Annotated in this window: 9 protein-coding genes and 1 riboswitch; of the genes, 7 read left to right on the top strand and 2 right to left on the bottom strand. The window is 48.2% G+C overall.

The genetic code is table 11. From position 1 onward, the window contains the following. The first annotated feature begins 150 nt into the window (after nt 1–150). Together ACUC6J_RS02070 and ACUC6J_RS02075 are read left to right on the top strand one after the other, a co-directional pair. The gene (locus tag ACUC6J_RS02070; RefSeq protein WP_447249671.1) at nt 151–1,311 is read left to right on the top strand and encodes a serine hydrolase domain-containing protein; all 1,161 of its coding nucleotides are present in this window, start codon (nt 151–153) and stop codon (nt 1,309–1,311) included. Between the two features lie 172 nt (nt 1,312–1,483). Continuing rightward, entirely contained in the window at nt 1,484–3,820 is a 2,337-nt protein-coding gene (locus tag ACUC6J_RS02075) for an Ig-like domain-containing protein (RefSeq protein ID WP_447249672.1), read from the top strand. Between the two features lie 82 nt (nt 3,821–3,902). Here ACUC6J_RS02075 and sdaAA read toward each other — a convergent pair whose 3' ends face one another. Together sdaAA and sdaAB are read right to left on the bottom strand one after the other, a co-directional pair. Then, nucleotides 3,903–4,802, bottom strand: coding sequence for an L-serine ammonia-lyase, iron-sulfur-dependent, subunit alpha (gene sdaAA / locus ACUC6J_RS02080; RefSeq protein ID WP_447249673.1), 900 nt, complete (start codon nt 4,800–4,802; stop codon nt 3,903–3,905). Next, nucleotides 4,792–5,481, bottom strand: coding sequence for an L-serine ammonia-lyase, iron-sulfur-dependent subunit beta (gene sdaAB, locus ACUC6J_RS02085; protein ID WP_016818869.1), 690 nt, complete (start codon nt 5,479–5,481; stop codon nt 4,792–4,794). The genes sdaAA and sdaAB overlap by 11 nt, the downstream gene beginning before the upstream one ends. Before the next feature lie 211 nt (nt 5,482–5,692). After that, nucleotides 5,693–5,807: riboswitch (glycine riboswitch) on the bottom strand. A 214-nt stretch (nt 5,808–6,021) separates the two neighbouring features. Between sdaAB and ACUC6J_RS02090 the strand changes: the two genes are divergently transcribed. From ACUC6J_RS02090 to ACUC6J_RS02110, 5 genes are all read left to right on the top strand, one after another. After that, nucleotides 6,022–7,626: a DUF6359 domain-containing protein gene (locus ACUC6J_RS02090; RefSeq protein ID WP_447249674.1), complete on the top strand. Its 1,605-nt coding sequence runs from the start codon at nt 6,022–6,024 to the stop codon at nt 7,624–7,626. A 332-nt stretch (nt 7,627–7,958) separates the two neighbouring features. Then, nucleotides 7,959–8,990 carry an ABC transporter ATP-binding protein gene (locus ACUC6J_RS02095; RefSeq protein ID WP_447249675.1) on the top strand — a complete coding sequence of 344 codons (1,032 nt, stop codon included), beginning with the start codon at nt 7,959–7,961 and terminating at the stop codon, nt 8,988–8,990. Further along, on the top strand, nt 8,968–9,894 hold the full coding sequence (locus ACUC6J_RS02100; RefSeq protein WP_249507111.1) for an ABC transporter ATP-binding protein: 927 nt from the start codon (nt 8,968–8,970) through the stop codon (nt 9,892–9,894). Before ACUC6J_RS02095 ends, ACUC6J_RS02100 begins: the two co-directional genes overlap by 23 nt. 14 nt (nt 9,895–9,908) lie before the next feature. Then, nucleotides 9,909–10,877, top strand: coding sequence for an oligopeptide ABC transporter permease (gene opp4B, locus ACUC6J_RS02105; RefSeq protein ID WP_017427175.1), 969 nt, complete (start codon nt 9,909–9,911; stop codon nt 10,875–10,877). A 37-nt stretch (nt 10,878–10,914) separates the two neighbouring features. Further along, nucleotides 10,915–11,814, top strand: a complete 900-nt coding sequence (locus tag ACUC6J_RS02110; protein WP_017427176.1) for an ABC transporter permease — start codon at nt 10,915–10,917, stop codon at nt 11,812–11,814. Nucleotides 11,815–11,838: the final 24 nt, after the last annotated feature.

Here is an 11,838-nt window from a genome sequence, read left to right on the forward strand (position 1 = left end):
TGACAAATCATCTTTGTAATTGCCCAGTTTAGCGTTAAAATAAATGCAGGGGAAAAAGCGTTTACATGGAATCAGGTTAAGCTTATTGGAACAGGAAAGTAGAGCGTAGGGGAAGCTTGTTTCTTTTGAAGAAAAATAGGAGGGATGAATATGTCTCGTTTTGACAAGGTAGATCAGCTATTGCAACAATTCTTAGCGAATGGACCGGCAGGGTGTGGTTGTGCCATTGCACAAAATGGTCAAGTGTTGTATGAAGGTTATCATGGATATGCTGATGTGGAAACTAGGAAACCGATTACTGAAGATACCGTGTATCGCCTGTTTTCCATGACAAAGGTTGTTGTATGCGCAGCTGCCCTTATGCTGTACGAACGCGGACAATTTTTATTGAATGAGCCTTTGTATGAATATTTACCTGAGTATCGTGATTCGTATGTATTCAAAACTGCTCCTAACGGGTACACCTACATGGATAAGGCGGATAACCCTATTTTAATTAAGCATATATTCAATATGAGTGCGGGGCTTCCTTATGCTTCCGAGTTTTCAGAAACAGGAAAAGCTATGCACAAGGTCATTACAGCTTTAAAGGAAAAGCAAGGAAAATATGACCTGCGTACAGAAATTAAAGCGCTTTCTAAAGTTCCACTCGCATTTGAACCGGGAACACGTTGGTTATACGGGTATGGACACGATCTTGTTGCAGGTCTTATTGAAGTCATTTCGGGTAAATCGGTAGGACAATTTTTGAAGGATGAAATTTTTGATCCACTTGGAATGAACAACACAGGTTACCGTTATTGTGGAGATATTGAATCGCGGATGGCCTCCATGTATCAACGGACAGACGCCGGAAAACTTAAAAAAATTGAAGGTTTCCTGGATGAATATCATCAGCCAGATGCTATATATGAAGGTGGGGGCGCAGGTTTATATTCGACAGTCAAGGATTACCTCACCTTTTCACAAATGATGTCAAATGGCGGCACGATAAACGGTGTGGAGCTATTGGGGAGAAAAACCATTGATTTAATGCGCTCAAATCATCTGAGTACAGCCCAACTAACGGATTTCACCAATTCATACCATACAGGTTATGGCTATGGACTGGGCGTGCGTACGTTAATGGATAAAGCAGCTGGGCATGCAAACAGCTCGATTGGAGAATTTGGCTGGACGGGAATGGCAGGCACTTGGGTTTCTATAGATCCGAGCGAAAAGTTCTCTGTCGTTTATATGCATCAGCTCGATCCCAATATGGAAGAGTACCACCATTTGAGAATTCGTGCAGCAGCTTATAGCTGCTTGTAAAAGTGAGGGTATATTTAACGATTTGATCTTTGGTAATACCGATTCTAGTTAATAAGGACCAAATTTTCTTTAAAGTCTAAACTATTCTTTTCCATATGACGACATAAAACGTAGGTGTAGGGATTTTACGAAATCCTTAATTTTTAGCTTTGAAATGGGAGGGAATTAGATTTTGAAGAATAGATGGTCCGGTTTTCTGGCGTTGGTCATCCTGATTTCAAGTTTTACATCATATGCAGGGTTTGCATCTGCAGCAGAAGCAGTGCTTTCCAAGATCGTCCTTTCGTCTAACGAGGTAACTTTGCAACAGGGGGATACAGCTGCGTTGACGGCAACGGCTGTTTATAGCGATGGGACAACCTCGAATGTAACCGTCAGCACAGATTGGAAAAGTGATAATACATCTATTGCTACAGTGTATAATGGTACAGTTTCAGCCAAAGCTGAAGGGGAAGCCACTGTGATTGCGACCTATAAGGAGAAGGTACAGTCAGTTCAGGTACATGTAACGAAAAAGGTTAAGGCGCTGACATCCAATGTACAAAGCCTGAACTTGCGTTCAAGCGGTACAGGACAGATTGATCTGACAGCGACTTACAGTGATAATACAACAGCTCAGGTTTCAGGTGATGCGGCCTGGACTTCGGATAATCAGAAGGTAGCGACTGTAGTCAACGGATTAGTTACTGCTCAGGGAGCAGGTTCAGCTAATATTAAGGCTGTTTATGGACAACAGAACGTAACGATTGCTGTACAGGTGGAGCAGGTTAAACGGCTGGATGCCAGTACATCAGAGGTTTCTCTTTTGTTGAAAGATACGGAGAAGGTTAAATTGACAGCCATGTTCCCAGATGGATCGACTCAGGATGTTACAGAGTCTGCCGAGTGGAGCTCCAGCAATACAGCCGTGGCAGATGTTCTGAAAGGCACTATTACCGGCTATAGCACAGGGAAGGCGACAATTATAGGTAAATATGGCACGATGTCCGCTACGATTGCGGTGGATGTGGATCAGACGAATAAGCTGAAAGCCAGCGAAACCAACATTTTTCTCCGTTTGGATGGATCAAAAAAAATACAGGTATCTGCTGTGTACCCGGATGGAACGGTAACAGATATCACAGATAAAGCTACTTGGACATCAAGCGATGAAAAAATTGCAACAGTGAATAAAGGAACCATTATGGCCATTGGAGCGGGTTCAGCTACAGTGACTGCTAAGTATGGAGATAAGACAGTTTCGATCAAGACAGATGTCGAAACCTCTAGATTTCTGGATTTGAGCGAGGACAAGCTGAGCTTGAACGCCAAGGAATCCAAGAAGCTCAAGCTGACTGCAACGTACGTGACAGGTACGGAAGAAGATATCACAAGTAAGGCAGAGTGGAAGTCCAGCAATGAAGATATCGCTTTTGTCAGCGCGGGGGAAGTCACAGGTTATAAAACAGGTGAGGCTACGATCACAGCTTCTTATGGCGGCAAAACAGCCACAGCTACGGTATCTGTAAATGTACCTGGTGATCTGTCTTTGTCCTCCAAAACGGCGACGATTGATATTAATGAGGATTATACTGCGACTCTGACGGCTACTTATGCGGATGGGCGCAAGGAAGACGTAACACAGGATGCGGAGTGGGCTTCAAGCGCGGAAGATATTGCTTCTGTGTCCAAAGGAACGATTACGGGTAAAGCAGCCGGTAAAGCGGTTATTACAGCGACCTATAACGGCAAAAAACTGACGATAAACGTACAAGTGGGCCTTGTAGATCGTCTGGAAACAGACTCGCGCGTAATTGCACTCGGCGCTCAGGAAACGAAGCAACTGAAAGTAACAGGCGTTAAGAGTGGCGGTACAAAAACAGACGTAACCAAGGACGCCACTTGGACTACTAGCAATGTAAAAGTAGTTGAAGTTAGCGAGGGTTTGATCAAAGCGAATGCTAGCGGTAAGGCAACGATCACTGCTTCATATGGCAAGCAAACCATTACATTTACGGTAGAAGTAGACGTAGCGCAAAAGATTGAAGCGGATGCCATTGCATTATCACTGAAATCCGGGGATCAAAAAACGATTGCGATTGTGGTTAAATCCAGTGATGGTAAAGAAAAGGATGTTACAACTCAAGCTGAATGGAAAACCTCCAATTATAAGGTAGCCACCGTCAAAAAGGGTCAGGTTACCGCGGTCAGCTACGGTAAAGCTAACATTCAGGCGAAGTTCGGTGGGAAAGTGATCAGCGTGCCTGTTGATGTTGATACGCTTAAATACTTACAAACGGACGAAGTCGCCTTGACTTTGAAGGCAGGGCAGTTGGCTAAGGTTACAGCTACAGCCACGTATAAGGATGAGTCGGAAAAAGATGTTTCCAAGCCGGCTGTCTGGTCCTCATCCAGAATTATTGTTGCGACGGTCAAAGACGGTAACATTAAAGCACAGGGCAAGGGCAAAGCTGTAATTACCGTGAAATATGCAGGTAAAATGACGAAGGTACAGGTGACCGTTCAGTAATCTGTAATCGACTGAAAAGAAAAAGAGCAAGCATACGTCTAGAGACGACATGCTTGCTCTTTTATTTTTTAAAGCTTAGAAGCTACGACTTATGCTTCTTGGCCCGTGTGTTGCGTGTCAGTGATTCGGTCAAACGCTTGCCAGTGGGTGTCTGGGCCAAGCCGCCTTTGGCGGTCTCGCGGTGCTTTGATGGCATTGCGCTGCCGACTTCAAGCATTACGTCAATGACTTCGTCAGACGGGATGGCGCTGCGCACGCCTGCCAAAGCCATATCCGCTGCGGCAAGTGCGGTCACGGCTCCCAGTCCGTTGCGCACGATGCATGGAATCTCGACGAGTCCGGCGACGGGGTCGCAAATTAGACCGAGCGTGTTCTTGAGCGCTAGGCCTACGGCGTGAACGGCCTGCTCAGGTGTGCCGCCGCGTAGCTCGACCATCGCGCCAGCGGCCATCCCGATGGCTGAGCCAATCTCAGCCTGACAGCCTCCCTCCGCGCCGGAAATGAAGGAATTATTGGCGATGACGTAGCCAATGGCTCCGGCTGCGAACAAGCCGTGCACCATATGCTCATCATCCCAGCCGAACCGCTCCTGCGCACTAATGAACACACCGGGGATGACTCCACAAGAGCCAGCAGTGGGCGTAGCCACAATACGCCCCATGGACGCATTAACCTCCGACACGGAGAGCGCATAAGCCATGGCGAGTGCGGAGGCGTCGCCGGAGCAGGTTTCCCCTGTCCGCAGATACTCGGCCAGACGCTTGCCGTCGCCGCCTGTTAATCCACTGCGGGATACGGTGTCTTGTGTCTGACCACGATGAACGGCCTCCTTCATGACTTCATAATAATCAGACATTTGGCGGAAGATTTCTTCTTCCGTTGTATTCGTCTCTTGTACCTGCTCTTGAATCATCAGGCGGCCAATCGTGGTGGATTCCTCCGCGCATATGGCGCTGATTTCATGCAGATGGCTAAATCGCATCAGATTCAGCTCCTTTTTTCAAATTAATCATTTTAATTTCGTACATATGTGGTAAGGATCGTAGTTTTGCGATCAGTTCAGCCGTAGGAGGACTGTCCGTTTCGATGGCGGTAAGTGCTTCACCATCTCGGCCTTTGCGATCCACATGCATATAGGCAATGTTAATGTCGGCAGCGCCGAGTGCTGAAGTCACCGCACCTAATGTGCCGGGCTTATCCGAGTGAAGAAGCACCAACGTAGCCAGCTCCCCGGTCAGGTTGACTCGGAATTCGTTGAGCTGCTGGACATGGATGCTGCCGCCGCCGATGGAGGAGCCCAGCAGTGTGCGCTGATCCTCACCCTTCCACAGTTCAAAACGGACGGTATTTGGATGGGGCGCGGGTAGTCCGCTGACGGCAAACTCCACGGCCATTCCAGCCTGCTCCGCCCATTGCTCGGCATCTGGAATTCGGTGGTCGTCTGTATCGTAATTGAGCAGGCCTGCGATGAGTGCTAGGTCTGTACCGTGTCCTTTGTAGGTGTCGGCGAAGGAGCCGTACAGTGTCATGCGGGCACGGTCCGGCTGCATCCCGAGCCAGTGACGGGCAACGCGTGCAAGCCGCACCGCGCCTGCAGTGTGTGAACTGGAAGGTCCGGTCATGGCCGGACCGATAATGGAAAATACATCTTTGAAACGCATGGTGTGGCCCCCTGTATGTTCTAGTACCATAGTATATGGTATTTCCGCGTTTGTGCGCAGCTATGACGGTTCCTAATGCTGACGTACAATGTGAGCGCAAAAAAGGACAGGATAAGGGAGTTTCCCTTATCTCTGTCCTCGTTACCTGAGAGTTTCGTGCGGTGTCCTTACCGCCTTACCCCTTGGGTGGCTTGCGCTCTCTCCAGAGTTGCGTCAGATGACGATACATGGACCTGAGAGATTATCCGCCAGCCGGGTGCTGACGTCTTGCTCCTTCGGTGCCGCCAGCGTGTAAGCCCCTGGACAGACTCTCCCGTCATCTTCATTCGCGTATACCGTTCTACATATCTTTCTTAGCGTAATGTATGCCGTGCTCGGTGTCAATCGCAGGTTTCAATTTTTACATAAACAGGCGAGTTTCCGATAAAAAAGATTAAAATTTACATAATTATGGATGAAATCAGGAAGGAATTAGAAGATTGACAGCTAATCTGATAGAGGACAAGTACATTTATGGAATTATAGGAGGGATATTGACGTATGGTAAAAGGCTTGCGGTTCACAGGTTCACGCTTGAAAGGGGTGCTGCATCTAGCAGCGATCGTATCGCTGTTGATTGGGATCCTCGTTCCATTCGGTCAGGTCAAGGCAGAGGGAGCATTGACAGTAGACGAAGCACTTCAGCGCCAAGGCAGTGGAGGTACAGTGACGGTGGAAGGCTACATCGTCGGACATGCTACCGGATCGAAAACAGCTAATTTTTCTGCTCCGTTTGCGAATGATTTTAACGTACTGATTGCCGACCAGGCCAATGAACGTAGCACGTCTAATCTATTGGATGTGCAGCTGACATCTGCGTACAGAGGGCAATTTGGGTTAACAGGTTATCCTGAACTGGTCGGCAGCAAAATTCGCGTGACAGGTACGCTTGGTGCCTACAATAATTTTGGTGGAGTAAAAAGTCCAAGCGCTGTGGAACTGGTGAGTGGAAGCGAGCCGGGGGAACCAGGTGAACCTGGCGAACCTGAACCTGGCAACCCGGGTCAACCCGGTACTACACTGCCGGATGGAAAAGGCAAAAAGGTGCTGTTCGATAATACGCACGCACAGACGGCTGGTGCAGCAGATTGGGTCATTGAAGGCGCCTTCTCCGACTTTGCCAATGGATTACGTAATGTAGGCTTTACTGTGGATCAATTGAACCGCCCTATTCCTTTTACTTATGGAGAACAGGCCATAACCTATGATAAGCTGCGCCAATATGATGTGTTCATCATCGGTGAAGCGAATGTGGCCTTTAAGGCATCCGAGCAGGCTGCCCTGCTGCAATATGTGAATAACGGGGGAAGTGTGTTCTTCATCTCCGACCATTATAATGCCGACCGTAACAAAAACCGTTGGGATTCCTCCGAGGTTATGAATGGCTACCGTCGTGGAGCCTATACTAATCCGGCCAAAGGCATGACTGCAGAAGAAGCTGCATCGCCGGCGATGCAAGGATTAACAAGCTCCGATTGGCTGGCGACCAACTTTGGTGTTCGTTTCCGTTACAATGCGCTTGGCGATGTAAATGCTACGGACATCGTAGCCGCAGATCAATCCTTCGGCATTACCAAGGGTGTACGCTCGATTGCCATGCATGCGGGATCTACGCTGGCTATTATTGATCCTACCAAAGCCAAAGGAATTGCCTATATCCCGACAGGTACAAAAAAATGGGGCAATGCAGTAGACCAAGGAGTCTATAACGGCGGAGGCCGTGCGGAAGGTCCTTATGCTGCGATCTCCAAGGTGGGTCAAGGCAAGGCAGCATTTATCGGTGATTCTTCCCCTGTAGAAGATGCTACTCCGAAATATGCGCGTGAGGAAAACGGACAGTCGAAAAAGACATATGATGGTTTTAAGGAAGTAGACGATGCCACCTTCCTAGTGCAAACGGTTCAATGGCTTGCGTGGAAGCAGGACTACACGAAATTATCCGATGTGGCAGGCTTAACGCTGGATCAACCGACGAAGCTGCTGCCGTTTGAAGAGCCTGCGGCTTCCACAGAACCGCAACCGGAGCCTTGGTCTGCTCCAGCAGCAGGCTACAAATGGTACGATCCAAGAACGTTCAAGCCGGGCTCCTATGGAGCGGCTTCGTAATAAACGCAAAAAATAATTCAGTGTGAGTGGTTGGATGCTAGTTAGCCGTTTGGTCCTCTGTAGGGGATCAAACGGCTTTTTTGTGATGAAAATTAACCTGTGGTTGGTTATTTTATTACATTTTGTGCCAGGAAGGTCGCGCTACGGCTGGATCATTGATTTTTTAAATGATGTTGATAGCATAATCTTAATTGATATATCCATATACTGGTGATAGGATGTATTCAAATTATTCCGACAAAAACGGTGCGTAATGTTTGTGGAAGGTTTTAACATCAAACATGGTGAGAATAAGCAGGACAAGACCATGGAGAATGGAGGAAACGCGCGCATTGAATATCGAGCCTGTGTTGGAGATTAAAGGATTATCCGTATCTTTTCGTATCAACGATCAATACCACCCGGCAGTCGATCATCTGGATCTGACGGTCAACCCCAATGAAGTGCTGGCTGTAGTCGGAGAATCCGGTTGTGGCAAAAGCGCGCTGGCGCTTTCCATCCCACAATTGCATGACATGGAGCGGACACGTGTCGAAGGAAAGGTTCTTTTTAAAGGCACGGATCTGATCCGTCTCTCCTCAGGGCAAATGAATAAAATCCGCGGAGCGGGCATTGGCATGATCTTTCAGGACCCGCTGACAGCACTGAACCCGTTAATGAGCATTGGCAAGCAGATCGAGGAAAATCTCGATTATCATACGTCCCTATCTACGAAGCAAAAAAGGGAACGTGTACTGGAGCTACTGGAAAGCGTGGATATAACCAACCCCGTACGTGTGTATGAACAGTATCCACATGAACTTTCAGGAGGGATGCGCCAGCGTGTGATGATCGCGATTGCCATAGCTTGCCGACCCTCACTTATTATTGCAGATGAGCCGACGACTGCGCTCGATGTAACCATTCAATCGCAAATTCTTGACTTGCTCAAACAGCTTCAACAGGAGACTGGAAGCGGAATTATTCTGATTACGCACGATCTTGGCGTTGTGGCCGAAGTAGCTGACCGTGTGGTGGTCATGTATGCCGGAGAAATCGTGGAAAGCGCTGATGTTTTTGAATTATTCCGGCATCCACAGCATCCGTATACGCGTTCCTTGCTAGCCTCCATGCCGGGATCGCATACCAAGGGAGAATCGCTGCATGTCATTGGTGGCATTGTTCCCTCATTGCAAGATATTCCTCGCAATAGCTGTCGCTTTGCTTCGCGTATTCCCTGGATTCAGCAGAGAATGCATGAAGACCATCCCCGATTAAAAGAAATTTCCCCCGGCCATTGGGTCCGCTGTACATGTTACCAGCATTTTCATTTTGAAGACGAAACAAAGGGAGAGGCTGCTCATGGCACTACTGGAGCTAAATGATTTGAAGGTTCATTATCCGGTGCGCGGTGGTTTTTTCCAGCGTGTTGTTGATCAGGTAAAAGCAGTGGATGGCGTGTCGATCAGCATAGAGGCAGGCCAAACATATGGGCTAGTGGGAGAATCCGGCTGCGGAAAAACGACGACAGGCAGGACGATTATCGGCCTGAATAAGCTGACGAGCGGACAGATTATTTTTAATGGAAAGGACCTTGCGGCTTTGAGTCGGAATAACCGCCATCCGCTGCGTAGAGACATTCAGATGATTTTTCAGGACCCCTATTCTTCGCTTAACCCGCGCAAGCGCGTATTGGATGTCATTGCTGAACCGCTGCGGAACTTTGAAAGGCTGAGTAATGAGGAAGAGCGGCGAAAAGTGCAGATGCTGCTGGAAAAGGTCGGCTTGAACGCTGATGCGGCCTACAAATATCCGCATGAATTTTCCGGAGGCCAGCGGCAACGGATCGGGATTGCGCGTGCGCTGACATTAAATCCAAAACTGATTATTGCTGATGAACCGGTATCGGCGCTAGATGTTTCTGTGCAGGCACAGGTGCTTAATTTTATGAAGGATGTGCAGCGAGAGTTCAAATTGACGTATTTGTTCATTAGTCATGACCTGGGTATTATCCGCCATATGTGTGACCAAATCGGCATCATGTACCGAGGTCGCTTAGTGGAACAGGGAAGCGAGCAGGACATTTATGAGCGTCCACAGCATTTGTATACCCAGCGGCTTATTGCCACCATTCCCAGTATTGATCCTGCGAAGCGGCTAGAAAATGCTCGAAAAAGGCAGAAGCTTTTATCCTCTTACAAGTCAGAGCTGCCCAAACATTTAGATGCGAGTGGAAAGCCGTTTGCACTAAAATCTGTAAGTCCATCCCATCAAGTCGCGCTACCTTAAGGGAGGTACAGAATATGTGGAAATTTACAATGCGCCGGCTGCTGGTTATGATCCCTCAACTTTTTGCACTGAGTGTGCTTATATTTTTCCTAGCTAAGGCTATGCCAGGGGATGCCCTGACAGGGCTTATCACTTCAACACCCAATCTGAATCCGGCTGCACTGGAAGAACAGCGGCAAAAACTGGGACTCAATGACCCGGTGTGGGTGCAATATGGGAACTGGCTTGTCCAGCTTGCTCATGGGGATCTGGGCAAATCTTATGTACATAAAATTAGCGTTACCGATTTGATTGGCAGTCGTTTGGGGAACACGTTCTTTCTGGGTGTAGTGATTCTGGTTCTGACGTATCTGATCGCCATTCCGCTGGGAGTACTCAGTGGTCGGTATCAGCATAGTCTGCTGGATAAAACCGTGGTGGGGTATACCTATCTCAGCTTTGCAACACCTCTGTTTATACTCGCGTTGCTGCTGCTGTACGTGTTTGGATTCAGACTTGGCTGGTTTCCAACCAGCGGCAGTGTGGATGTAGGAGTGGAGCCGGGGACATGGTCATATTACGTGAATAAGTCGTATCATCTCATACTACCGGCGGTTACAGGCGCATTGCTCAGTACGACGGCTACCATTCAGTATTTGCGCAATGAGGTCATTGACACACGTCTGAAGGATTTTGTGAAAACAGCGCGTTCCAAGGGGGTACCCGAAGGAAAGATCTATTCCCGTCATATTTTCAAGAACTCTTTATTACCCATTGCTGCTTTTTTGGGCTACGACCTGACGGGTGTGATTGCCGGCAACATTTTCCTGGAATCTATTTTTGGTTATCCGGGATTGGGCCAGTTGTTTCTTCAGTCTATCACCCAACGGGACTTTTCAGTCGTGAACGCGCTGGTCATGATCTCTGGCTTCTTGGCACTATTAGGAACCCTTTTATCTGATGTCATCCTGAGCAAGGTCGATCCACGCATTCGAATTGAATAGCGAACAAGTCTAGAGAAAAGGAGGGGTTATGGTGTCTATGCAGGTGGAGGAGGTCTTCTCGCCGGAAATCATTCGTAAATCACCATCCAGTTGGTCTGTACTGCGTCGTGAGTTGGTACGTGACAAAATGGCCTTGATTTCCATTGGGTTTGTGGCTCTGTTCTTGATTTTTATATATGCCTCTGTCCTGTTTGTCAATCAGGATGTAGTCACGACGGTCGATTTGGGCGCGATCCGCGAAGCTCCCGGCTCAGTGCACTGGCTGGGTACGGACCGAGCGGGCAGGGATATATTCGGCCAGCTGGTCATTGGGGCCCGCAATTCCTTTACCATTGGCTTTACGATTACTTTGTTATCCGCCGCCATTGGCTTGACGCTGGGCTTACTGGCTGGGTTTTATGGAGGAATGGTCGATAACATCATCATGCGAATCATTGATTTTATTCTGGTGCTTCCATTCTTGATGCTGGTTATCGTATTTGTCAGCATTGTGCCCAAAAGTGGCATAGGGTCCTTTATTTTCATTATGACCGCCTTTTTGTGGATTGGAAAAGCGCGCCTGATCCGGGCCAAGGTACTGTCGGAGCGGGAACTGGACTACGTGCAGGCTTCCAAAACCCTTGGCACACCCAATTGGAAGATCATCTGGTTGGGTGTGCTGCCCAATCTCAGCTCTGTTGTGATTGTTAATCTAACGCTCAGTCTTGCAGGAAATATCGGGATTGAGACCGGGCTTTCCTATCTCGGCTTTGGCTTGCCAGAATCTACTCCAAGCTTGGGGACACTGGTGAGTTATGCCAATGACCCGGATGTATTGCAGAACAGCTGGTGGATGTGGTTGCCTGCCTCACTGCTTATATTAGTGCTGATGCTGGCGATTAATTTTATCGGTCAGGCGCTCAAACGTGCCACGGATGCCAGACAACGATTGGGGTAAACCGAAGTTCAAGGATAAGGACAA

This window comes from Paenibacillus sp. JJ1683, assembly GCF_053006485.1.

Coding starts and splice junctions, on each gene's coding strand:
- ACUC6J_RS02100 (WP_249507111.1), top strand. CDS start 8,968: ATGGCACTACTGGAGCTAAATGATTTGAAGGTTCATTATCCGGTGCGC.
- sdaAA (WP_447249673.1), bottom strand. CDS start 4,802: ATGCGATTTAGCCATCTGCATGAAATCAGCGCCATATGCGCGGAGGAA.
- sdaAB (WP_016818869.1), bottom strand. CDS start 5,481: ATGCGTTTCAAAGATGTATTTTCCATTATCGGTCCGGCCATGACCGGA.
- ACUC6J_RS02070 (WP_447249671.1), top strand. CDS start 151: ATGTCTCGTTTTGACAAGGTAGATCAGCTATTGCAACAATTCTTAGCG.
- opp4B (WP_017427175.1), top strand. CDS start 9,909: ATGTGGAAATTTACAATGCGCCGGCTGCTGGTTATGATCCCTCAACTT.
- ACUC6J_RS02110 (WP_017427176.1), top strand. CDS start 10,915: ATGCAGGTGGAGGAGGTCTTCTCGCCGGAAATCATTCGTAAATCACCA.
- ACUC6J_RS02090 (WP_447249674.1), top strand. CDS start 6,022: ATGGTAAAAGGCTTGCGGTTCACAGGTTCACGCTTGAAAGGGGTGCTG.